Raw genomic sequence first — 23,248 nt, forward strand, 5'->3', positions numbered from 1 at the left:
CATCGGCTAGTTGTCACCCAGCCTCAGTTCACGCACCGAACCGCGTCGGCTGGTCCACCAGGCCTGGCCGGCGGGCACGGCGACGGCCAGGAGCAGCACGGTGAGCGCCGGAACGGCGAGCGAGAGCGGGTCGGTGCGCAGCACGGCACCCTCCAGAGCGGACGGGGAGGCCAGGGCGATGGTCGTGAGGTCGATGCCGGGCGCGAGCAGGTGAATGCCGGCCCAGCCGGTCAGCATGCCGCCGGCCGCGGCCAGGAACGCCTGTGGGAGGGACGTGAGGATCAGAAGTCGGCGGCCCTGGGCCCGGGTCATGCCCATTGTGCGCAACCGGGCGAGCAGGGCGCCGCGTTCGGGCGCGGTGCGCAGCACGGTCAGCACGAGCGCGAGGACCGCGTACCCGGCGCCCGCGGCGACCGCGACGCCGTAGAGGCGTTCCGCGCCGGACTGCAGCGGTGATTCGACGTGCCGCGCGCGTTCCTCGGCCCGCAGCTGGACGGCCGCCGCCGTGCCCTTCGCCGCCGAGCGCAGCGCCCGGCCGTTCAGGGCGTCACCGGTCAGCAGCAGGGTCGTCGTACCCGCCGCGCCGCGGGGCAGGCCGGCGCGGTCCACGATCAGGAAGTCGTCGCCGGGCACTGCCGGGGTGCGGTCCCGGACCAGGACGATCCGGACGGTGACGGAGGTGCCGTCCGGGAGGAGGACGGGGTAGGGGTCGGTGCCGTACTCGTCGGCCACGCGGGTCGAGGCCAGCGCGGGCAGGGGCCGGTCGGCGCTGCCCGTGGTACCGGCGTCGGCCTGCCGGAGACTCGCCGCGTCGAACGGCCCCAGCCCCGTGCGGTGCGACAGGTGTGCATAGCCGTCGGGGTCCACACCGGCCAGCGTTACCGGCTGGCTGCCCAGTGGGGGCTGCGCCTCGTCGGTGACGCTTGCTTCCGTCATGGCCTGTACGCCGGGCAGTCGGCGCACCCGGTCGGGCAGGTCACGAGGGAGTGCGCCGGTGGTGGTCTCGATGCGGCCGTCGGCGCCGACGTCGAGGAGCGCGGCCTGGTCGCGCGCCGCCGTGACACCGGCCAGGACCGAGCCGCCGAACGCGGCCGTGGTCAGGGCGCTGAGCAGGGCGAGCAGGGGCAGCACGGCGAAGCCGGGGGCACGGGCCACCTGGGCCAGCGACAACGGGATCACCAGGCCGCGCAGGCGAGCGGTCACCTTGCTCAGCGCGCGGAGCGGCAGGGTGTGCAGGCGTGCCAGCAGCAGAGCCGCGACCGTGCCCGTCAGCAAGGGGGCGGCGGCCACCAGACCGGTGCTGCCGGATCCCTGCCGGCGCAGTGCGAGGACCGCTCCCGAGGCGATCACCAGGACGGTCAGTTCCGCCACCGTTCGGCGGCGCGACGGCCGGGCGGTGGTGAGGTCCTCCCGCCCGTCGTGCAGCCGTACCGTGCGGTGCGCCACCACGGCGCGCAGCGGGAGCGCGCCACAGGCGAGCAGGGTGACGGCGAGGGCGGCCGCGACCGCGGGTGCGGTGCGGGCGTCGGGCAGGACGAGCAGTGCGGCGGTCAGTCCGAGGGCGCCGGCCGGCACGGCCACCACCGCCGTCTCCGCCAGCAGCCGCACGGCCAGGCCGGGCAGTGAGGCGCCGCGGGCCCGCAGCAGGGCCAGCTCCGCGTGTCGGCGACCGGCTGCCACGCCGCCGGCCATGGCCAGGACGATCAGGGCGAGGCTGCCGGTCCCCACGGCGGCGAGGAGCAGCAACGAGTCGATCCCCGACCGTAGTCGGGCATGGTTCGCGAGGACCTCGTCGAGATTCGTCCGGGCGTCCAGGCTCCCGTCGACGACCTCCCGCAGCCGCTGCAGTCCGGGCCCCGATTCCAGGGAGGCCACGGCGGACGCCAGCCGGTCGACATCGTGGCCGCGCAGGGTGCCGACGTCGGGGGCCACATTCCAGTACCGCTCCGGGCGGCCGGGGGTGCCCAGGAGGGCCGGGCCGGCATCGGCGGCGAGCAGCAGGCCACCGAGCCAGTGGACGTCCGTCGGCAGAAGCTCGGGCTGGCGGCTCAGCGAGGGGGTGCGCAGCACCGGCAGCGCCGACCAGTAGGCGCCCTCGGGGGCGCGCGGGACGACGATTGCGGTGACCCGGACGGCGAGCGGTCCGCGCTCCGAGCCCGGTACGTGGATCACCGAGCCCACCCGGATGTGGAGCGTGCGGGCGGTGTCCGCGGTGACGGCGGCCTCGACCTGCGCGGTCGCCGCGGTCACCGGTGCGCCCGTGGTGCGCGGCAGCCGGCCCGCGCTGACCCGGGCGTGGGAGGCCAGGTCCTGCTGGGCGGCGAGCAGCATCTGGGCGGGCAGGCCGGCGGGTCGGGGAAGCCAGGGGTCGGACGCCTCCAGGGCGACGGTCGTGCGCACGCCGTACGCCGACTGCGCGGGGTCGGGAACCAGCGGGGCCTCGGCGGTGGCGAGAACGTCGGCCCGCGCCGCGGCAAGCGGACCGACGCGCAGGGCGGCCTCCATCTCCTCGACCGTGTCCATCCACGGCAGCGGGACCTGCAACTGCACGGTCGTCCGGTCGGGTTGGGCCTGCCCGACCGCCCGGCGCAGCCCCGCGTCCCCGTACCGGTCGACGGCCCGCGGGTAGGCGGCGGCGAGCGCCGCGGTCACGGCCACCAGGAGCGCGAGGGCCACGGACGTACCGGCGAAGGCCCTCAGCCGGGTCCGCAACCCGGCATGCGCGTGCGGTGGCAATGCCTTCGTCCCCCCGTCCCGAGGGGGCACCGGCTGTTCGGTCACTGTGTCACCTCGTCCCGGAGAGCCGTCACGGGCTTCGCCCGCCGGAGGGCGAGGGCCACGGTCACGAGGGCGGGGCCCGCCGCGAGGGCCGCCAGCAGGGCGGTCAGACGCAGCGGCGGGAGTTCGACCAGGACCGGTGGGAGCGGTCGGGTGGCCTGCCCGGTCAGGACGACGAGGGGAACCAGCGCGTGGGTCAGCACCATGCCGAGGGCCGTGCCGACCAGCAGCGCCAGGGCCACGAGTACGCCGTGCTCCACGGCGACCAGCCGGGCCAGCCCGCGGCGCGGTGTTCCGAGGGCACGCAGCACGGCGAACTCACCGTCCCGGGTGCGCATCGACCCTGCCGCGCTCACCGCGAAGCCGAGCGCGGCGAAGAGCACCGTCACCGCCGCCGCCGCGATCAGCGCCGCCTCCGGGGCGGCCCCGAACGGGTCGTCGCGCAGTTCCGCCGCTATCTCGTCGCGCACCGTCACCTGCTCCGGATCGACGTCGGGCAGGGCGCGCACGGCCGCTGCGGTGGCGCCGGACGCGGCCGTGCCCAGCCACCACTCGGTGGGCTGCAGGCCGGTTCCGTAGCGGTCCTGCAGCACCCGGTTGACGGCGCGGAGATCGACGAGCAGGGCTCCGCCGTCCTGTGTGGTGGCTTCCGTCGTGGGCAGGGCGCTCGCGGTGCGGACGATGCGTACGGGCAGGGAACGGCCGCCGAACGTCACCTCCACCCGCTGGCCTTGGCGCGCGCCGGACGCGGCGAGGAACCGGTCGGTGGCTACCGCGACGATCTCGGGCGGCGCGGGCTGGGCGACCATCAGCCGGACCTCCAGCGGCAGGGCGGGCGGCGAGAGATCAGGCATCTGGTACCCGGTGCTGTAGGTCATGGTGACGGGTGCCGTCGACGCGATCCGGGGAGGGGTGGGCCGGGCGTCGTCGTCGGGTGGGGCGGCGGCCGCGTCGGCCTCGACCGCGGTCGTCCACCTCCTCGGCAGGGTCAGCTGCCGTACGGCACCGTCGCCGGCGGTCGCCGTGAGCGCGCCGAGGACCAGGCGGTGCCGCTGGGGGCGGTCGGTCGGCTGCGGCGCACTCAGCAGGAGCCCGGTCAACTCCAGCGGGCCCCGGGCGCCGTTCAGGTCGGGGACCAGCCGGTGCGGGCGGCCGTCGGCGGCGAGGCTGCCGGACGGTATCTCGTAGGTCGTTCCGTGACGGTCCCGCACGGTGAGCGTGACGTCCGCCTCCGGCCCCGGCGTGGTGCTGTGCAGGGCAGCGGTCAGGGTGAGCCGGGCGGTGCCCTTCGGTATCCCGATGCCAGCGGGCGCCCCGCGCGGCGCGAGCCCGGCGAGTAGCGGACCGTCCGTCAGATCGCGCCGCGCCAGCATCGTCCCGGCGGCCTCCGTCGTGTTCAGGGCCAGCACGGTCGCCTCGCGGCTCCCGGAGAGCGGCACCGTGCCACGGACGGCGGGGGCGATCGCGTCCACGTGGGGGAGGTCCGCGTAGACGTCCGTACGGCCCACACCGCCGCCCCCGGAGGACAGGACGCGCACCTCGGCACCCGCGCGGAAGTCGGCCTGGTCGGCCTGGGAACGGTGCCAGGACGCGTCCTGCCCGATCGCCACCACACCCAGCGCCACGGAGATGACCAGGAGCAGCACCGGCCCCGCTCCCCGCATCGGTCGGCGACTGAACTGGCGGCCGACCATGGCCGCGGTCAGGCCGGGCCCGCGGGTCAGAAGACGCTCGCCGACACGCGCGAGCAAGGGCAGCAGCCGCAGCACCAGAACCGTTCCTGCGAGCAGCACCAGAGCGGGCGCCACCACCAGCAGCGGGTCGACGCCGAGGACCCCCTCGCGGTCGGCGGTGACAGCACCGGACTGCTGGCTGCCTAGCAGCCAGAAGGCGACACCGGCCACAGCGAGCAGCCCGACGTCCGCCCCGGCGCGCAGCGGGGCGGGCAGCGCTCCCGCGCGCAGCGCGAACGTGCCCGCGAAGGTCGCCCGCCACGCCGGGACGGCGACGGTCAGCGCACACAGCGCGGCGACGCCCGCGGCGACCGCCCACACCTCGGGTCGGCCCCCGGCCGGCACGTCGATACGCACCCCGGTCCGGCCCAGGGCGCCCTGCCCGGCCAGCAGCCGCGTCAACGGCCCCGCCGCCAGCGGCGCCACCACCACCGCCGGCGCGGAGACCAGCAGGGCCTCCAGGGCGGCCAGGCCCGCCAGCCGTGCCCGGGTGGCGCCGCGCGCACGCAGCAACCCGGTCTCGGCCATGCGCTCGGAGTCGAGCAACCGCGCGACGAGCAACAGGGCGCAGGCCGCGAGCAGTCCGAGCTGACCGGCGACGATCAGCATGCTGGAACGCGTGACGAGCAAGGAGCGTTCGATGCGGTCCAGTACCTCGGGCAGCGCGGTGTCCGCCGTGGTCGCGCTGCTGAGGGCCGGCTGCTCGCGCAGCTCCGCGAGTCCCGAGCGGGCAGCGTCGCGCAGCGGGCCGATCCGGTCCGTCGTCAACGAGGAGTAGTCGGCCGAGACCAGCCAGCCCGAGGCGCCGACACTCACCCGCCCCGACGCCGGCACGCCCGGGGCGGTGAGCAGGGGGCCGTACGTCGTGAAGTTCGACGCCTGCTCGCCGCGGCCGCCCAGGTCGTCCAGCTGCCAGTAGGGCGCCCGGACGTCCACCGGCCGATACACGCCGGTGATCAGCACGCGCACCGCCGGGCCGTCCAGCCGGTCGGTGACGGTCAGCCGGGAGCCGGGCGCCACACCGAGCCGCTTGGCGGCGCTCTGCGGCAGTGCGGCCTCGATGGGCCCGGCGGTCACCGCCTCACGGGGGAGCCGCCCGGCGACGGTCCGCACCTGGGTGCGGTCCAGGGCGGCGAAGTACGTGAGGTCCGGGTTCCCGTCCCGCTCGGAGGGCGGCCGCAGCGCCCCTGGCAGGGCGTAAGGCCCCGACCGCAGCAGGGTGCGTACCCGCACGGGCAGCCCGGCGAAGACGGTACGGGCCCCCGCCCGCACGGCGTCGTCGGCCGCCCGCCGATCGTCGCCCGGCACGTCGGCCTTGAGCACCAGAGCGGCCTGGGCGGCGGTGCGCTGCTCCGCGAGTGACCGCCGCAGCGCCGCATCGCCTATCGCGCCCGAGTAGGCGGTGAGCGCGGCCAGCACAACGGTGGTCAGCAGCACGGTCAGCAGCACGGCACCGAGAAGCGCGCGATACGCCCACGCCCGCACCACGACTAATCGCAACACGCCCGCAGGCACCGCTCGTTCCCTCACCGGACCCCCCGTTTTCCACCACACGGACCGGAACGCGATGCGACGTCGGTGTCGTGTGGGTGCAAGAGGGGATTGTAGGACGGACTTTGGTCGATTGTGATCGGATGTCGGCGGTTTTTGAGGGTGCGGGCCGACGTCGGATTCCCACCAAGAATGATCAAGGGCCGGTCTCGGATGTTCCCGAAACCGGCCCTGACCTGCGACTGTCTCCAGTCGGGACGACAGGATTTGAACCTGCGACCCCTTGACCCCCAGTCAAGTGCGCTACCAAGCTGCGCCACGTCCCGATGCGACTCGCGCGGTGAACCGCGTGATCGCGCGAAGAGCACTTTACCTCACGGGGGCGACAACTCCGACGGGGGCGTCCGGCGCGGGACGGGGCGATGGACAATCGGTGTATGGGCAACGCATCGTCAGGACGACAGACCGACGCACGGGACCGCGACAGCGAGGGGCGGGCGCGCAACGCGCGACCCCGGGACGGCCTCGGGCGCCCGCTGCCGTACGGCGCGGACGGCGTCGACCGCCAGCCCGAGGGTGTCCTGCGTACCCCGGAGCAGAGCGTCGCCGAGGCACAGGAGCTGCTGGACGCGGGCAAGCCGTTCCACGCGCACGAGGTCTTCGAGGACGCCTGGAAGTCGGGGCCGGAGCGGGAGCGGGCCCTGTGGCGCGGGCTGGCCCAGCTCGCGGTGGGGCTCACGCACTCGGCCCGGGGCAATGTGACGGGCGGGGCGAGGCTGCTGCGGCGGGGTGCCGGGGCCGTGGAGGAGTGGGCGGCCGGCGCCGGACGGTCACGGCCGTACGGCATGGATGTCGCGGGGCTGGTCGGGTGGGCGCGGGAGCTGGCCGGGGTCGTCGAGGAGAGCGGCGAGCCCGTGGACGCGCGGGAGCGGGCGCCGAGGCTGCGCGGGCGGGCGTAGAGCGTCGTCAGTGACATGGGGCAGACTCGGGGCGTGCGAAGGATTCATGTCATCGGGATCGGGGCGGGCGCCCCGGAGCAGCTGACTCTCCAGGCGGTCGGGGCGCTGCGGAGTACGGACGTGTTCTTCGTCCTCGACAAGGGCGAGGTGAAGTCGGACCTCACACGGCTGCGCCGGGCCATGCTGGACACGCATCTGCCGGAGGCCTCGTATCGGGTCGTCGAGGCGCGGGATCCCGAGCGGGACCGGTCCGCCGGGGGTGCCGCGTACGCGGATGCCGTGGCGGACTGGCGCGGTGCACGGGCCGGGATCTACGAGCGGCTGATCACCGAGGAGCTGGGCGAGGACGAGACCGGCGCGTTCCTGGTGTGGGGTGATCCGGCGCTGTACGACAGCACGCTCGGGATCCTGGAGGAGGTCCTGGACCGGGGGGCGGTGGCGTTCGAGTACGACGTCGTGCCCGGTATCAGCAGCGTCTCCGCGCTGGCCGCCCGGCATCGGACGGGGCTCAACCGGGTCGCGCGACCGGTGCAGATCACCACCGGGCGGCGACTGGCCGAGGGGTTCCCGGACGAGGTGGACGACGTGGTCGTGATGCTCGACGCCCAGCAGGCCTTCCGGCGGTACGCCGACCGGGACGTCGACATCTACTGGGGCGCCTACGTCGGCACTCCGGACGAGATCCTCGTCTCGGGCCCGATCGCCGAGGCCGCGCCCCGCATCGAGCGGCTGCGCGCCGAGGCCCGGGAGCGCAAGGGCTGGATCATGGACACGTATCTGCTGCGGCGGAACCCGAAGGACCGGTGATCCGAAGGACCGGTGACCCGGAGCACCGGTGATCCGAAGCACCGGTGACACGACGCGGCGGTGAGGCGACCGGCCGGTCAGACGTAACCCGGTCGTACGCGGCCGTACGACACCCGGCCGGACCGTTCCCGCATGCGGCACCGGTACGCCGCTGTGATCGTGGCCCCGTGACGCTCGCCGAGGAATCCGTCCCCTCCGCCGCCTCCCAGCCGCCCGTCCTTGACCGGCGTCGGCGCAATGTCGTCTTCGTGACGATCATGCTGGGGATGCTGCTGGCGGCCCTCGACCAGACGATCGTGGGTACGGCGCTGCCGACCATCGTGTCGGACCTGGGCGGTGCCGAGCACATGTCGTGGGTGGTGACGTCCTATCTGCTCGCGGAGACCGTGGCGACGGTCCTGGTCGGCAAGTTCGGCGACCAGTTCGGGCGCAAGGTGGTCTTCCAGGTCTCCGCGATCGTGTTCATCACGGGCTCGTTCCTGTGCGGTCTGGCCTCCAACATGACGCTGCTGATCGTCTGGCGGGCGATGCAGGGCGTGGGGGCCGGCGGTCTGATGGTGACGGCGATGGCGTTGATCGCGGACGTCATCCCGCTGCGCGAACGCGGCAAGTACCAGGGCGCGATCGGAGCGGTGTTCGGGGTGGCGACGGTGATCGGACCGCTGCTCGGCGGCCTGTTCACCGACCATCTCACCTGGCGCTGGGCGTTCTACGTCAACGTCCCGATCGCGATCGTGGTGGTGGTCGCGGCCGCCCGGACCATCCCGGTGGTGAAGTCGGCCGCCCGGCCCGTCATCGACTATCCGGGCATCGCGCTCGTCGCCGTCGGCGCCAGCGCGCTGATCCTGGCGACGAGTTGGGGCGGCAACGAGTACGCGTGGGGCTCCGGTGTCATCATCGGCCTCTTCGTCGGCGGCGCGCTGGCGCTGGGCCTGTTCTGCTGGGTGGAGACACGGGCACCGGAACCCATGCTGCCGATGCGGCTGTTCGCCAACCCGGTCTTCGCGGTCTGCTCCGTCCTCAGCTTCATCGTCGGCTTCGCCATGCTCGGCGCGATGACCTATCTGCCGACCTACCTCCAGTACGTCGACGGCGACTCGGCCACGCTCTCCGGGGTGCGGACGCTGCCGATGGTGGCGGGGCTGCTCATCGCGTCGGTGTTCAGCGGCAACGTGGTCAGCAGGACCGGGAAGTACCGGATCTTCCCGATCGTCGGCTCCCTGGTGATGGCGGTCGGGCTGTATCTGATGTCGCTGATGGGGCCGTCGTCCGGGTCCGGTCTCGAGTCGCTGTACATGTTCGTGCTGGGCACCGGGATCGGCCTGTGCATGCAGGTCCTGACGATCGCCGTGCAGAACACGGTCGACTACCCCGACCTCGGCACGGCGACCTCCGGGGTCACCTTCTTCCGTACGCTGGGCAGTTCGTTCGGTACGGCTGTCTTCGGCACGATCTACACGAACACGCTCACCCCTCGGCTCGCGGACGGCGTGGCGGCGGCCGCGCAGGTCGACACCGGTCTGGACGCGGCCGCGCTCACCCGGGCGGCGACCAACCCGGAGGGGCTGCACCGGCTGCCGTCCGAGGCGGCCGCCCCGATCGTCGAGGCGTACACCGACGCGCTGCAGACCGTTTTCCTATGGACGGTGCCGGTCGCGGCCATCGGCTTCGTGATCGCTCTGTTCCTCAAGCAGGTCCCGCTGCGCGACAGTGCGCGCATGGCGTCCACCGACATGGGTGACGGCTTCGCGTCGCCGCACGACGCCAACGCCCAGCGGGTGCTGGAGGCGTCCGTCGGCAAGATCATCGGCCGTACGGGTCCCGACACCGGGCGGCGGATCATCGCGGGCTCCGACACCCGCCTCGACGTGGCGGGCGCCTGGGCGGTGATACAGGTCGAACTGCTGACGCGCCTGGTCGGCCATGCGAGCCTCGGCCTGATCGCGGCCCGGCGGCACATGCCCCCGGAGGTGCTGCTGCCGGTCTTCGACCGGATGGTCGCCGAGGGCTATCTCACCCGCGACGGTTCGCTCCTCTCCCACACCGCGGCGGGCAGCCGCGAGGCCCAGGTCATCGGCAAGGCGTGGGCCACCTGGCTGGAGCGACAGGTCCACGACGACATCGGCCGCCCACCGGGCACCGACCTGCGTGCCGCCGTCCACACCATCGCCAAGCGCCTCCTGGTCGAGGACCTGAGCAACGGGCTGCCGGAACGGGCGAAGGCGCCGGCGCTGAGCGAGCGGGGCTGAACAGCGGGCAGCCGCGGCCCGCGAACACTATGAACACAACGATCAGATCGTGGTTCCCCACCCCGTCGCTCCCTAGCATCACGGCGCACGGCTCGACGACGCGCCGACGAGAGGGACGAGGAGCAGCGTCTTGGACTGGACGAGAACCCCCACACCGATCCGCAGGTCTTTCTTCTCGGCGGCACGGCGGCGTACGACGCTCACCGCCGTGCTGGCCGGAGCCCTCGCCGTCGGTTTCCTCGTCGGCGCGTCGAACGCCCGCGGCGAGACGGCCGGACCGGCGCGCGTCGCATGCCCCACCGACCTGGTGGGCAAGGCGACTTGCTACACCGGCCGCGACACCGACGGCGCCCACTACGCGATAGCCGTGCCCGCCGACTGGAACGGCTCTCTCGTCGTACACGCCCACGGCGGCCCCGACCTCGGCTCCGAGTCCGATCCCGCCCGCAGCCTCGACGATCTGGGCCGTTGGTCGGTGATGGTGAAGGAGGGCTACGCCTGGGCGGGTTCCTCGTACCGTCGCGGCGGTTACGGGACGCGGATGGCGGCGGCCGACACGGAGAGCGTGCGCCGGCTGTTCGTCGAGGTGTTCGGCAAGCCGCGGCGGACGTATGTGCACGGCCAGTCGTGGGGCGGGAACGTCGCCGCGAAGGTCGTGGAGACGTACGGCCGGCAGCAGGGGGCCTACGACGGGGCACTGCTCACCAACGGGGTGCTCGGCGGTGGCTCGCGGGGCTACGACCACCGCGTCGACCTGCGCGTCGTCTACCAGTACTACTGCGGCAACCACCCCCGCCCGACCGAGCCGCAGTACCCGCTGTGGCAGGGGCTGCGGGCCGGCTCGACCATGACGTCGGCCGGGCTGCGCGCCCGCCTCCAGGAGTGCACGGGCCACGCCTCGCCGCCGCGGGAGCGGACCGCGCTCCAGCAGCGCAACCTGGACGACATCCTGGCGGTCACGCGGATCCCGGAGCGCACGCTGGAGTCGCATCTGCGGTTCGCGACCTTCACGTTCCGGGACATCGTGCACGAGCGGCTCGGGGGCCGGAATCCCTTCGGCAACGAGGGCGTGCGCTACTCCGGGTCGCACGACGACGCGGCGCTGAACGCCGGTGTCGAACGGTTCTCCCCCGACCCCACGGCCGTACGGGACCTGTCGTACGACAGCGATCTCACCGGGAAGGTCTCGATACCGGTGCTGACGCTGCACGCCATCGACGACCCGACGGCGTTCGTCGAGCACGAGGCGGCCTACCGGGCCACGCTCCAGGGCGCCCGGAGCGACGGGCACCTGGTGCAGACGTTCACGAACGAGCACGAGCACAGTGAGCTGAGCGACTCCGAGTACGCCACGTCCATCGCCGCCCTGGACACGTGGGTACGCAAGGGCAGGAAGCCCACGCCGAAGTCGGTGGCCGCGGCGTGCGGTGCCTTCGACGACAAGTACGGCGCGGGCTGCCTGTACGACCCCGCCTTCCGGCCGGCGCCGTACGCCTCGCGTGTCGAGCCACGGCCGGGCGGGCTGCGGTGGCCGGCCATGACGGCGGGTCAGGAGCGGGTCTGGAGCCGGATCGAGGGGGTCGGGATCGCTCCCTGAGCGAGGACGGCCGGGCCGGTCTATCGTCCAGGCATGGGATCCGTACGCGCCGTCCTCGTCGACATCGACGGAGTCCTCACCGTCTCCTGGCAGCCGCTGCCGGGGGCGGTCGAGGCGTTGCGGGAGATCCGTGAGTCCGGGCTCGGTGTCGCGCTGGTGACGAACACGACCTCGCGGACGCGGGCGTCGATCGCGCGCACGCTGGCCGGCGCCGGGTTCCCGGTGTCCGCCGAGGACATCCTGACCGCGCCCGCCGTCACGGCCGCTCATCTCGCCGAGCACTGTCCGGGGGCGCGGTGTGCGCTGCTGAGCAGCGGGGACGTCGCGGAGGACCTGGCGGGGATCAGGGTCGTAGGGGAGGACGAGGCGGATGTGCCCGATGTCGTGGTCGTCGGCGGTGCCGGGCCCGAGTTCGGTTACGCGGCGCTCGACCGGGCCTTCGGGTATCTGCAGCGCGGGGCGCGGCTGGTGGCCATGCACCGGAATCTGTACTGGCGTACGGAGGAGGGGCTGCGGCTGGACGCGGGCGCGTTCCTGGCCGGGCTGGAGAAGGCCGCGCGGGTCGAGGCCGAGGTCATGGGCAAGCCGTCGGCCGCGTTCTTCGAGGCCGCACTCGCGCATGTCGGGACCGGCGCCGGCGAGGCGGTGATGGTGGGGGACGACATCGAGTCCGACGTGCTGGCGGCGCAGCAGGCCGGTGTCAGGGGTGTGCTGGTGAGGACCGGTAAGTACCTGCCGAGCACGCACCGGGACGCGAGCGGTACGCCGGACCATGTGATCGACTCGTTCGCGGATCTGCCCGCCCTGTTGACGGAGCTGCGGGGATCAGCGCAACAGCAGCTGTAGGCCGCCGACGACCGTCGCCGCGATGACCAGTTGCTCGAACAGCCGCTGGTTGATTCGGCTCACAGCCCATTTGCCGAGCAGCGCACCGGGCACCACGAACAGCACGAGCGCGGCGTCGAGCAGCAGCGAGGAGCCGTCGATGAGGCCGAGCCCCGCGCTGAAGGGCACCTTGGAGACGTTGACGATCAGGAAGAAGAAGGCCGACGTTCCCAGGAAGCCGAGCTTCCGGAAGCCGGCCGACAGCAGGTACATCGACATCACGGGGCCGCCCGCGTTGGCGACCATCGTGGTGAAGCCGCCGAGCACGCCGTACGAGCGGGCCTTGACCCGTCCGGCCCTGCTGGTCACCGAATCCGGCTCCGCCTCCCGCTCTGCCGTACGGCGGCGCCACACCGTCACGCCCGCCATCAGCAGCAGGATCGCGCCGATCGACGTCCGGACGATCCCGTCGTCGGCCCACATCAGGAACAGCGTGCCGAAGACGACACCGGCCGCGACCGCCGGGAACAGCCGCCACAGGGTGGGCCAGTGCGCGTGCCGACGGTAGGTGAGGACGGCGAGGACGTCCCCGGCGATCAGGATCGGCAGCAGCACTCCGGTGGAGGCGCGGGCGGGCAGTACGGCGGCGAAGATCGCGAGGCTGACCGTGTTGGCCCCGCTCACGGCGGTCTTCGAGAAGCCGACGAGCAGGGCGGCGAAGGCGAGCGCCGCGAACTCCCCACCGGTGATGTGCCAGAGAGTCATCGTGTCCATGCGGAGACCGATGCTATGCGCACCTAACCGAGGCCGTAAGGAGCGTCTCGCCAGTTGGGAGATTGCTTCGCCGGATCGCTGGTGCCGCCGATCCCGTGCCCCTGCGGATGATCCGCAGCAGTCTCCGGCCCTCGTCGCCATCCATTTCACGCACCCACACCCGTTCGGCCATGCGCACATCCTGGTCGTCAAGTCAGCATCGCCGACCACCGTCTCCCGCGGCCCGCTCCCCTTGGCGGCCGCCGGACGGCGATGATGACGAGTCATGACGATCGTGTTCCGGGTGCCCGCCGGTGGTGCGGAGCGGGTGGGGTTCGCCTACTCGCCGACGATGGAAGCCGTACTGAGCCTGCATGTACTCGTGGAGCCCAAGCACCACCCCGTCCAGCACGGCTGGGTACGCGCGATGCGCAAGTTGTCGCCGGCCCTGAAGCGGGAGATCGAGGCGTTCTCCTACGCGGTGCGCTCGTACTTTCCCGAGTTCCTCTTTCCGCGGCCGACCGGCGGGCTCGCGGACTTCGGCAGCGAGCTGGCCGGCCTGCGCACGGCGGACCCGGAGCTGGTTCGGCTGGAGTTCGCCATCCCGCTGCTGTCGCCGGGGCCGGGCGGCGGCGGCGGCGAGGGCAGGGATCCCCACGCGCTGCGGGAACCGGACGTACGCGCCCTGCTACGGGAGCGTGTCACACGTGAGAGCGACGAGGCGATGGCCGCGATGCTCCTCGACGACCCCCGCGCACTCCTCGAGAGGTTCCTGAGCATGCTGGAACGCTACTGGCGGGAGGCGTTCGAGGGGGAATGGGCCCGGATCGAACCGGAACTGGCCGCCGGGGTGAGCGAGGCCGGGCACCAGATCGAACAGCGCGGACTGTACGGCATGCTCCGCGGCCTGTGGCCGGAGGTGCGCATCGACCGGCAGGCCGAACGCTTCTGGTTGGAACGCCCGCACGACCACGAGGTCGCCATCGGCCCGGACGACACCCTCCTGCTCGCCCCCAGCGCGTATGTGTGGCCGCACGTACGGGTCAACTGCGACGGCCCCTGGCCCCTCGGGCTCGTCTTTCCCGTCTCGTCGATCGCTCGGGAAGCCCGTCCCAGGATTCCTCCCGCACAGCTCGTCGGCATGCTCCGCGCGCTCGCCGACGACACCCGTCTGCGCGCCCTCCGGCTGATCGCCGAACGCCCGCGCAGCACCCAGGAGTTGGCCCCGCTCGTCGGCGTCAGCGAGGCCGCCCTGTCCAAGCACCTGCGCGTCCTTGCGGACGCGGGCCTGCTCGAACGCCGCCGCGAGGGCTACTACGTCCTGTACCGGCTCCTGCCCGGGCAGGTGGCGGGTCTCGCTCCCAGCCTGGAGAGCTTTCTGCACACCAGCGACCCCATTGATTAGCCATCTGCCTAATAAGTGGATCAGGTGCCCGAGGAGATCCGACAGTGGCGGCATGTCACTGCTCAGGGACCGCGATTTCCTGCTTCTCTTCGTCGGCCAGGCCGTCTCACGCTTCGGCGACGGCCTGTACACCGCCGCGACCGCTTGGCTGGCCTGGTCGCTGACGAAGGACCCGACGGCCGTCGCCGTGGTCAGCGTGTCCGCGTTCGCGCCCGCGTTCCTGGCCACGTTCGTGTCCGCCTCGTACGCCGACCGTTACGACCGCCGCAAGCTGATGATCGCAACCGATGTGGCCCGGGTCGCCGTGGTGGCGGTAGCCGCGGTGCTGCTGTCCCTCGGCCTGCTGAACCTGTCCCTGCTCGTGGCGACAACGGCGCTGCTGGCCCTGATCGGCGCCCCGTTCGCCCCGGCCCGCAACGCCATCGTCACGCAGATCGTCCCGGCCGACCGTCTGCAACAGGCCAACGGGCTGCTGCAAGTCGCCTTCCGGGCCGCCTTCTTCGTCGGCCCGCTCATGCTCGCGCCGCTGCTGGCCCACGGCTCCATGCGGGCGGCGCTGGTGGTCAACGGACTGACCTTCCTCGGTTCGGCGGGCGCCGTGGCCGCCATCCGCGTGACCCGCCCCGTCCTGGCCGCCGACCAGGCGGGCCTGTGGGCCGATCTCGCCGCCGGGCTCAAGGCCGTTCGGGCCGCTCCCGACGTGCTCGTGGTCATCGTGACCTTCGTGCTCGCCCTCGCTCTGACCAGCGGTTTCCTGACGGTGGGGCTGGTTGCCGTCGTGGGTCAGGGCGGCCGCTACGGCCTGCTGCTGGGCGTCGCCGGGGTCGCGGAAGTGGCGGGAGCGCTCCTGCTGGCCGGTCTACGGATGCGCAGACTCGCCCTGGCGGCGGTGCTGGCCTGGGCCCTGCTCGGAATCTTCCGTGCGCCGCTCGGAATCGTCACCTCCACTGCCGGGGCCGCAGCGCTCCTGATCGCCACCGGGCTGGCCTCGGCCCTCACGGACATCCCGCTGATCGCGCTGGTGCAGCAGCGCGTACCGAGCCACCATCTGGCGAAGGCGCTGGGTCTGTGGGAGGCCGGAGTGGCGGGAGCCCTGGCCGTTTCTCCCTTCGTGGCCTCGACCACCATCGCACTCACCGGAGTCAAGGACGCCTTCCTCCTCTCGGGCGCCGCCCTCGTCGTTCTGGCCATGACCGCCGCGCTCACCCTGGCCCGCACAGCCAGAGCACAGCGGCCCGGGCAGTTGCGCATCGGCGTCCCGCCTGGTTCCGAGGCCGATCAACCGGCAGTCGCGCCGGAGTCCGCCCGGTGACCGACCCCCTGCTGTCGTCCAGCCAGCCCCGATTCCGGACGGCCCGCCGTGAGCGAGGCTCGCCGCACCAGTCGTGAGCCGTTCGCGCCGAACCCGACTTCCGCGCTGCCGCCTTTTCTCGTGCATGCGAAGACGGTGCCGCCGTGCGACTTCGCGACATCCCGCACGATGGCCAGGCCGAGGCCGAGGCCAGAGCCCGCCCGACCTTCTGGCAGACCCGGGACAGGGGCCGGGAACGGCCTGGGCCTGACGATCGCGGCCGGCCAGACACGCCTCCTGGGCGCCCGCCTGACCGTCACCGCCCTGGCCAAACGGCCGCGCGGCTCCGGTCCACAAGGTGACACAGGTGCGAGAACAGGCCGAACAGCGTCTGCGGGCGGCCGACGTGAGCGCCGTGGTCGGCGTGGACGACGGCTTCGTGGCCACGGCTCCCTACGACAGTCGCCAGGTCACCGCCACCGTCTCCGGCGGCCCCGCCGAACTGGACCGCGCCCGCACCGCGCTGACCGGCCTGACGAACCGACCCCGGTCGGCACCGACGAAGCACTGCCGTACCGGCGGTTCACCGGCACCGCCTTCCTCGGCGCCGTGACAGCCGGTGCCCGCGTGGACTTCGCCGACACCGACCTGTTCACCGCCGGCAGCGGAGCCTTCACCGCACAACGCCACGTCGAAGACCTGCGCACCCTCACCGGCCAACTGCGCCCGGACCACACCGGATCATGACCGTGTCACCGACGCCGGACAGCAAGCGGCGGCCGCATCGAGAAAGTCGATACGGCCGCCGCTGCCGTGACGAGGTCCCGTCGCCCGACGGTGATACCGGGATGACGAGAATCAGACGCCGTAGGGGTTGTCGATGATGTAGACCCAGTCCCCCTCGCTCGTCCTCCTCATCACCTCGACCGCCTTTCCTTCCACGGTGCCGCTCTCGCTCGTGATCCGCCAGGACGGCTGGACCATCGCCAGGTCGCCGTTCTGATGGACCGACGCGGCCACCACCTCCATGGTGCTGGGCGAGGCGAGGTAGGGCTTCAGCGCTTCCTTGATACTTTCCCTGCCGTAGACCGGCTTCTGCCCCGGTCCCGGTACGAACATGGCGTCTTCGTCGAACAGGGAACCCAGTCCGTCGAGGTCCTGGTCCTTGAGGTACTGGGCGAAGCGCTCGTGCACGACTTCCGGTGTCATGTTCTTTCCCCTTCGTTTTCTAGCCATTGACCGGTGGTGCGCGGCGTCAGCCCCAGAAGCTGCTGGGCGCCGCTGTGCGCGCTGATGATCTTGTCCGGCACGGTGGCGAGGTCCTCGTGCAGTGCGGTGACCGCAGCCGCTCCCGCGTCTACGGCGGCGTGGAAGGAGCGGGCCGGTGCGCCGACGGCGGCACTGGGTGAGGGGTCAGCGGGTGTGCGGGTCCGGCAGGACAAGGGGCTCGCCCGGGGTGGGCCAGTGCAGCGGGACGCCGACGCCGTCGAAGACCTGCTGGACGTGGCTGCGGTCTTCGGTGTAGTGCGCCCAGCCCTCGGCGTGTACGGCCACCACGAGGGGGTCGCCGAGCAGACGGCGGGCCTCGACGGCCTGGACCGCGGTCAGCGACAGCCGTATGTCACCGAATTCCTCGAAGCCGGCCGCGCCCAGGTGCAGCAGCGCCACATCGACGCGGTACCGCTCGGCCAGGGCACTCATCGCGTCCAGGTCGACGGTGTCACCGGAGACGTACACCGTCGGTGCCGAGCCGTCGTCGGTGTGCAGGAGGAAGCCGGTGACCGGACCGGTGATGGCCTCGGTGCCGACGGGGCCGTGGCGGGCGGGGACCGCGGTGACGTTCAGCGGCGTGCGGCCCGGCTTCGACAGGGTCCGGGTCTGCCAGGGCTCCAGGCCGACGGCTGCACCCCCGAGATCCTTGGCGCCGGCGACGGTGGTGAACACCTTCGAGGCACCGGAGGCCACCGTACGCCCGGCGGTGTCGAGGTTGTCCTGATGCTCGGTGTGGCTGACCACGACGGCGTCGAGAGCGGGCAGTTGGGAGGGCTTCAGCGCCGGGTCGGCGGTCTTGCGCACCATGACCGGGCCGTTCTGGTACTCGGTGCCGGCGGCGTCGAAGGTCGGGTCGGTCAGCAGCGTCCATCCGGCCAGGTGGATCAGCGCGGTGGGGCCGCCGAGCACCGTCACGGTGTTCGCGGCGCGGGTCACGGCAACGTCGGTTACCACAGGTACTCCTTGACGATCAGCGGTTGGCTCACTCACTCTGACCGAGTTACTTTCTCCTGGGAAGTACATACCTTTAGGTGAGGTGAGCACGTGCAGGAAAGCACGCGAGGCAACGTCCGCGATCCCGCCTGCCCCGGCAGGCAGCTGTTCGACCTGGTCACCGCCCGGTGGTCCGCCCTGGTCCTGGTGGATCTCATGGACGGCCCGCAACGCTGGTCCGAGCTGCGCCGGCGGGCCGGCGGAGTCAGCGACAAGATGCTCGCGCAGACCCTGCGCGACCTCGAGGCCGGTGGCCTGATCACCCGCACCGTGCACACCAGCCGCCCACCGACGGTGCAGTACGCCCTGACCGACCTCGCCCGCGGCGCCACCGCCGCACTGCAACACCTGCAGGACTGGGCCGAACAGCACACCAGCGACTACGCCCACCACCGACACACCCACACCACCGACCCGAAGCCCTGAAAGGGCAGGCTCGGTGTGCACACGTCACCGTTCTTCCGCCGTATGAGCGAGCGCCCTGACCGGCATGAACTGCATGCAGAGCTCGGGGCTCGACTCGCCGTCGCTGACGGTTTCGTCGTTCCCGACTCGGGCAAGCACCGACTCGGGCAAGCACCGACCGCTACTCATGCTCGGACAAGCGGATCTCGCTACTCCGAGGCGTCTGCCAGGTCGACGGAGGGCTCTTGTCCACGCTGGAAGGCACGGCCGAAGTGTTGGCCGGAGCTGCCGACGGACAGGAGTTCCGGCCGTTTGGCCACGCGACCGTCTCCGGAGGAACGCCCACGCGCGCGCCTGGCGATCCACGGACCCAGGAATCCGGCGACCCAGCGCACCTCGGCTGACGCGGCACGCAAGAATCGTGCCCGACCAACAGGCAGGACGGGCAACGGGTGCGTCCAGGAGTCGTCAGTGTCCGGCACGTTGAGCGAGTGAGCGAGCGCCGCCGCGATCCGCTGGTGGCCGAGTGGGCTCGAGTGGAGGCGGTCCTGACTCCACAGGCGTGGATCCGTGGCCACCGGATACAGGGTGACGTCGGCGACGACGACACCATGCCGGTGCGCCGCCGCGCGAACACGGTGGTTCAGCGCCTCAAGACGCGGCCGGAGCGGACGGGCCAGTGGAGTGACGCGCGCGATGTCGGGAAAGGTGAGCGTCGCCACGCGCGCCCCCTGGCCGGTGAGCGCGGCGAACATCGCCTCCAGGTGCGCGGCCACCTCATCCGGATCGAAGCGGGGGCGCAGCATGTCGTTGACTCCGGCCACGACCGTCGCGAAGTCCGGCCGCAGCGCAAGCGCCGCGGGCAACTGCTCCGCGTGGACCTGCCCGGCCAGACGGCCCCGTACTGCGAGATTGGCGTACCGAAGCTGCGGGCTGTGCCGGGCCAGGTGCTCGGCGAGCCGGTCGGCCCACCCGCGCAGGCCTGTCACATCGTCGCCGTCGCCGACCCCTTCGGTGTGACTGTCACCCAGGGCCACGAAGCGCAGGTAGCGGGTCTCAGTGCCTGACATGAGCGGCTGGCTCCTTTGCGATCACCGGAAGGGCCCCACTCTAGTCAATTTTTTGATTAATAGTCTTGGCGCGCTGGTCGAGCCTGCGCAACGCCATGTCGCCCCACTGGAGGTTCTCCCGCTCGAACGACATCCCGCGCAGCAGAGTGAGGTACGGGCCGACACGCTCGGCCTCGGCGAAGTACGCCTCCTCTGAGCGGCCGCCCAGCAGTCGTTGCCGGATTCTCTCGTAGCGGGCCAGCTTGGCCGTGGCCCATTCCATGCGTTCGAGGACGGCGGCGCGCACCGCCTCGATGTCGCCGGCGTCCGCGCACTGCACCTTGACCAGCAGTTCGTCCCTGATGACCGCGGGCCGACCCAGCGGCTCGGCCGTGTATGCGCGCACCGCCTCCCGCCCAGCCTCCGTCAGGGAGAACAGCCGTTTGTTGGGACGACGCCGCTGCTCGACGAGGCGAGCCGTGACGAGGCCCTCGGCCTCCATACGCTCCAGCTCCCGATAAAGCTGCTGAGGCGTCGCCGTCCAGAAGTTCGCGACCGTCGCGTCGAAGCCCTTTGCGAGGTCGTAACCGGACGCCTCGCCCTCCAGCAGCGCGGCCATCACCGCGTTCCGCAATGCCATGGGAGCAAGGTACGGCCCAGCGAGTGTTCAACGATGAGCACTCCCGAGGCGCCGCACCCTCGGCAAGCACCGGCCTTTACCTTCCTCTACCAATATACAACTTGTTGAGTAAAGAGGTCGATCACGCCACCCCCTCCGCAAGGCCGTCGAGAACGGCAAGATCGACGACTTCACGGCTGCCTGATGCGGCACTAGTGCCTCTCGATCAGCACCGCACTCCCCTGCCCCACTCCCACACACATCGTCGCCAGCCCCCGCTCCGCGCCCGTCCGCCGCATCCGGTGCAGCAGCGTCGTGAGGATCCGGGCGCCCGAGCAGCCCAGCGGGTGCCCCAGCGCGATGGCGCCTCCGCTGGGGTTGACCAGTTCGGGGTCGATGCCGAGTTCGTCCACGCAGGCGAGGGCCTGGGCCGCGAACGCCTCGTTGAACTCGGCCTCCTGGATGTCGCCGATCGTCCAGTCCGCGCGGGCGAGGGCCTTGCGGGTGGCGGGGACGGGGCCGATGCCCATCACGTCGGGGTGGACGCCGGCCGAGGCGCCGGCGACATAGCGGCCGAGGGACTCCAGGCCGAGTTCGTTGAGCGCTTCCTCGCTGACCAGGAGCAGTCCGGCGGCGCCGTCGTTCATCGGGGAGGCGTTGCCCGCGGTGACCGTGCCGCCGTCCCGGAAGACGGGCTTCAGCCGGGCGAGCTTCTCGTACGAGGTGTCCTCGCGAACGCACTCGTCGCTGTCGACCAGTACCCCGTCGGGGCGCCGCACCGGGAGCAGTTCGTCGTCGAAGTGGCCGTCCTTGCGGGCGACGGCGGCCCGTTGGTGGCTGCGCAGCGCGAAGTCGTCCTGCCGCTCGCGCGGGACGCCGTAGCGCTCGGCGACCTCCTCGGCCGTCTCGCCCATGGACAGCAGGCCGTGCAGTTCCCCCATCGCCGGGTTGACCAGGCGCCAGCCGAGCCGGGTGTCGGCGGTCTCGATGCGGTGGGGCAGCGCCTCGTCGGGGCGGGGCAGGACGAAGGGGGCGCGGCTCATCGACTCGGAGCCGCCGGCGAGCACGATGTCGGCCTCGCCGGCCGCGACGGTGCGGGCGGCCAGGGTGACCGCTTCGAGGCCGGAGGCGCACAGCCGGTTGACGGTCGCGCCGGGCACGGACTCCGGGAGGCCGGCGAGCAGCGCGGCCATGCGGGCGACGTTGCGGTTGTCCTCGCCGGCCTGGTTGGCGGCGCCCCAGTACACGTCGTCGACCCGGGCCGGATCCAGCGAGGGCACGTCCGCGACGAGGCCCCGGATCACGGTCGCCGCGAGGTCGTCGGGGCGGACCGACGACAGGGCTCCGCGCAGTTTGCCGATGGGGGTGCGGCGGGCGGCCGCGAAGTGGACGGGACGCACGACAGGACTCCTGACCGGGCTGTACGGATCGGCACCCTGTGGATACCGCATTAATTAGCACCGCTAGTTTTGGACTATAGACCGACCCGCCGCGTCCTGGGAAGATCCCCGGGAACCTTCACCGACGCAGCCGGAGGGGACGAGGAGACATGGTCGACGCGCGCGAGCACGCCATCGAGGGACACCGGGGAACGATCGTCGTACGCGAGTGGCCCAACCCTCGGGCTCGCTACCTGGCGCTCGTGGTGCACGGCTACGGCGAACACGTCGGCCGGTACGCCGGGCCGGCGGAGGTCCTGGTCGCGCACGGGGCGGCCGTGTTCGGACCGGATCACGTCGGTCATGGACGGTCGGCGGGTGAGCGCGTGGTGATCGAGGACTTCGAGGACGTGGTCGCCGATGTGCACAGGGCCGTCGGGTCGGCCCGGTCCGCGCATCCGGATCTGCCGGTCGTCGTGATCGGGCACTCCATGGGCGGCCTGATCGCGGCCCGCTACGCCCAGCTCCACGGCGCCGAGCTCGCCGCCCTGGTGCTGTCCGGCCCGGTGATCGGGGACTGGGAGCTGCCCCGGCGGCTGCTCGCCCTCGACGAGATCCCCGACACGCCCATCAGCCCGGCCTCGCTCTCCCGTGACCCCGGGGTGGGCGCGGCGTACGCGGCGGATCCGCTGGTCTGGCACGGGCCGATGAAGCGGCCGACGGTGGAGGCGTTCGCACGGATGCTGGGCACCGTGTCCGCCGAGTCCAGGAACGGCGGCATCGGGCGGCTGCCGCTGCTGTGGCTGCACGGCGACGACGACCGTCTGGTCCCGCTCCCCGGCAGCCGCGTCGGCATCGAGGAGCTGGGCGCGGACGAGACGACCGAGCGGATCTACCCGGGCGCCCGGCACGAGGTCTTCCACGAGACGAACAAGGCGGACGTCCTCTCCGACCTGGTCCACTTCCTGGACGACGTGCTCGCACGCTGAGACGGGAGGCGTTTGCGCCGGTTCCCCCGGGGCACCCGCGCCCGCATGGGGTGGTCGCGCCGCCGCGCCGCCGCGTACCGGCCGTGACCAAGCCAGAAGGACCAGAACGACCGGAAGACCAGAAGGAGGAGCCCGGTATGACTGTCGTCAAGAGCACGCTGCCCGAACCGGCCCGCCGGGTCGCCGGGGAGGCCCTGCAGAGCACGCTCGTCGATCTCCTCGGACTCTCGCTGATCGGGAAGCAGGCGCACTGGAACATCGTGGGCCCGCGCTTCCGCTCGATCCATCTGCAACTCGACGACGTGGTGTCCGTGGCCCGCTCCTACGCCGACACGGTCGCCGAACGCTCCGCGGCCCTCGGCCTGCCGCCCGACGGGCGCCCGGAGACCATCGCCGCGGCCTACACACTGCCCGGCCCCAAGGAGGGCTGGCTGCGCGACACGGAGGTCGTCCAGCTGGTGGTGGACGCCCTCGCCGCGGCCATAGAGCGGCTGCGCGAGCGCATCGGCGCGACGGCCGAGCCGGACCCGGTGACACAGGACCTGCTGATCGCCATCACGAGCGAGCTGGAGAAGCAGCGCTGGATGTTCGACGCCGAGAACTGGCCGCGCGACGAGTGACCACCCGTCGCACTCGGCAACGTATCGGCACCGC

20 protein-coding genes and 1 tRNA gene are annotated in these 23,248 nt (G+C 72.2%); 12 read left to right on the forward strand and 9 right to left on the reverse strand.

The features are described from left to right. Window positions 1-6 precede the first annotated feature (6 nt). From ACFZBP_RS00405 to ACFZBP_RS00415, 3 genes are all read right to left on the reverse strand, one after another. Window positions 7-2,781, reverse strand: a complete 2,775-nt coding sequence (locus ACFZBP_RS00405) for an ABC transporter permease (protein WP_391409109.1) — start codon at window positions 2,779-2,781, stop codon at window positions 7-9. Next, window positions 2,778-6,026, reverse strand: a complete 3,249-nt coding sequence (locus ACFZBP_RS00410) for an FtsX-like permease family protein (RefSeq protein ID WP_391409110.1) — start codon at window positions 6,024-6,026, stop codon at window positions 2,778-2,780. The genes ACFZBP_RS00405 and ACFZBP_RS00410 overlap by 4 nt, the downstream gene beginning before the upstream one ends. Before the next feature lie 228 nt (window positions 6,027-6,254). Beyond that, window positions 6,255-6,328 (reverse strand) — tRNA-Pro (locus ACFZBP_RS00415). Between the two features lie 111 nt (window positions 6,329-6,439). On the opposite strand from ACFZBP_RS00415, the gene ACFZBP_RS00420 reads away from it, so the two are divergent. The 5 genes from ACFZBP_RS00420 (at window position 6,440) to ACFZBP_RS00440 (ending at window position 12,460) form a co-directional block, all read left to right on the forward strand. Then, entirely contained in the window at window positions 6,440-6,961 is a 522-nt protein-coding gene (locus tag ACFZBP_RS00420) for a DUF309 domain-containing protein (RefSeq protein ID WP_391409111.1), read from the forward strand. Window positions 6,962-6,994: 33 nt separating this feature from the next. Beyond that, the gene (gene cobF / locus ACFZBP_RS00425; protein WP_391409112.1) at window positions 6,995-7,768 is read left to right on the forward strand and encodes a precorrin-6A synthase (deacetylating); all 774 of its coding nucleotides are present in this window, start codon (window positions 6,995-6,997) and stop codon (window positions 7,766-7,768) included. A 167-nt stretch (window positions 7,769-7,935) separates the two neighbouring features. Beyond that, window positions 7,936-10,017, forward strand: coding sequence for a DHA2 family efflux MFS transporter permease subunit (locus ACFZBP_RS00430; RefSeq protein ID WP_391409113.1), 2,082 nt, complete (start codon window positions 7,936-7,938; stop codon window positions 10,015-10,017). Between the two features lie 130 nt (window positions 10,018-10,147). Beyond that, on the forward strand, window positions 10,148-11,614 hold the full coding sequence (locus ACFZBP_RS00435; protein WP_391409114.1) for a hypothetical protein: 1,467 nt from the start codon (window positions 10,148-10,150) through the stop codon (window positions 11,612-11,614). A 33-nt stretch (window positions 11,615-11,647) separates the two neighbouring features. After that, window positions 11,648-12,460 (forward strand): TIGR01458 family HAD-type hydrolase, encoded by an 813-nt coding sequence (locus ACFZBP_RS00440; RefSeq protein WP_391409115.1) that lies wholly within the window; start codon window positions 11,648-11,650, stop codon window positions 12,458-12,460. Here ACFZBP_RS00440 and ACFZBP_RS00445 read toward each other — a convergent pair. After that, entirely contained in the window at window positions 12,440-13,213 is a 774-nt protein-coding gene (locus tag ACFZBP_RS00445) for a TSUP family transporter (RefSeq protein ID WP_391409116.1), read from the reverse strand. The two genes, ACFZBP_RS00440 and ACFZBP_RS00445, sit on opposite strands and share 21 nt — an antisense overlap. Before the next feature lie 265 nt (window positions 13,214-13,478). Here ACFZBP_RS00445 and ACFZBP_RS00450 point away from each other — a divergent pair, with 265 nt between their 5' ends. From ACFZBP_RS00450 to ACFZBP_RS00465, 4 genes are all read left to right on the forward strand, one after another. Continuing rightward, window positions 13,479-14,597: a DUF5937 family protein gene (locus tag ACFZBP_RS00450; protein WP_391409117.1), complete on the forward strand. Its 1,119-nt coding sequence runs from the start codon at window positions 13,479-13,481 to the stop codon at window positions 14,595-14,597. Between the two features lie 52 nt (window positions 14,598-14,649). Next, a complete protein-coding gene (locus ACFZBP_RS00455; RefSeq protein WP_391409118.1) occupies window positions 14,650-15,909 on the forward strand; it encodes an MFS transporter in 1,260 nt (419 codons plus the stop codon). A gap of 337 nt (window positions 15,910-16,246) precedes the next feature. Continuing rightward, a complete protein-coding gene (locus tag ACFZBP_RS00460) occupies window positions 16,247-16,501 on the forward strand; it encodes a hypothetical protein (RefSeq protein ID WP_391409119.1) in 255 nt (84 codons plus the stop codon). Beyond that, window positions 16,498-16,635: a hypothetical protein gene (locus ACFZBP_RS00465; RefSeq protein ID WP_391409120.1), complete on the forward strand. Its 138-nt coding sequence runs from the start codon at window positions 16,498-16,500 to the stop codon at window positions 16,633-16,635. The genes ACFZBP_RS00460 and ACFZBP_RS00465 overlap by 4 nt, the downstream gene beginning before the upstream one ends. Window positions 16,636-16,746: 111 nt before the next feature. On the opposite strand, the gene ACFZBP_RS00470 is transcribed toward ACFZBP_RS00465, so the two are convergent. Both ACFZBP_RS00470 and ACFZBP_RS00475 read right to left on the reverse strand, forming a co-directional pair. Next, the gene (locus ACFZBP_RS00470) at window positions 16,747-17,097 is read right to left on the reverse strand and encodes a YybH family protein (protein WP_383455265.1); all 351 of its coding nucleotides are present in this window, start codon (window positions 17,095-17,097) and stop codon (window positions 16,747-16,749) included. 204 nt (window positions 17,098-17,301) lie between these two features. Continuing rightward, window positions 17,302-18,114 carry an MBL fold metallo-hydrolase gene (locus tag ACFZBP_RS00475; protein ID WP_391409121.1) on the reverse strand — a complete coding sequence of 271 codons (813 nt, stop codon included), beginning with the start codon at window positions 18,112-18,114 and terminating at the stop codon, window positions 17,302-17,304. A gap of 90 nt (window positions 18,115-18,204) precedes the next feature. Between ACFZBP_RS00475 and ACFZBP_RS00480 the strand changes: the two genes are divergently transcribed. Further along, complete coding sequence (locus ACFZBP_RS00480; protein ID WP_383455271.1) at window positions 18,205-18,579, forward strand: winged helix-turn-helix transcriptional regulator; 375 nt, start codon at window positions 18,205-18,207, stop codon at window positions 18,577-18,579. Between the two features lie 188 nt (window positions 18,580-18,767). Here the strand turns inward: ACFZBP_RS00480 and ACFZBP_RS00485 are convergent, their stop codons facing one another. The 3 genes from ACFZBP_RS00485 to ACFZBP_RS00495 all read right to left on the reverse strand — a co-directional run bounded on the left by ACFZBP_RS00485 (window position 18,768) and on the right by ACFZBP_RS00495 (window position 21,626). Next, window positions 18,768-19,628, reverse strand: a complete 861-nt coding sequence (locus tag ACFZBP_RS00485; protein ID WP_391409122.1) for a GDSL-type esterase/lipase family protein — start codon at window positions 19,626-19,628, stop codon at window positions 18,768-18,770. Window positions 19,629-19,668: 40 nt separating this feature from the next. Beyond that, window positions 19,669-20,247, reverse strand: coding sequence for a helix-turn-helix transcriptional regulator (locus ACFZBP_RS00490; protein WP_391409123.1), 579 nt, complete (start codon window positions 20,245-20,247; stop codon window positions 19,669-19,671). Window positions 20,248-20,438: 191 nt separating this feature from the next. Beyond that, entirely contained in the window at window positions 20,439-21,626 is a 1,188-nt protein-coding gene (locus tag ACFZBP_RS00495; protein ID WP_391409124.1) for an acetyl-CoA C-acyltransferase, read from the reverse strand. 149 nt (window positions 21,627-21,775) lie between these two features. On the opposite strand from ACFZBP_RS00495, the gene ACFZBP_RS00500 reads away from it, so the two are divergent. Beyond that, on the forward strand, window positions 21,776-22,594 hold the full coding sequence (locus tag ACFZBP_RS00500; protein ID WP_383455283.1) for an alpha/beta hydrolase: 819 nt from the start codon (window positions 21,776-21,778) through the stop codon (window positions 22,592-22,594). A gap of 137 nt (window positions 22,595-22,731) precedes the next feature. Then, a complete protein-coding gene (locus tag ACFZBP_RS00505; RefSeq protein WP_383455285.1) occupies window positions 22,732-23,214 on the forward strand; it encodes a Dps family protein in 483 nt (160 codons plus the stop codon). Window positions 23,215-23,248 lie beyond the last annotated feature (34 nt).

Origin of the sequence: Streptomyces sp. NPDC008086, assembly GCF_042957325.1 — a bacterium.
Taxonomy (GTDB): domain Bacteria; phylum Actinomycetota; class Actinomycetes; order Streptomycetales; family Streptomycetaceae; genus Streptomyces.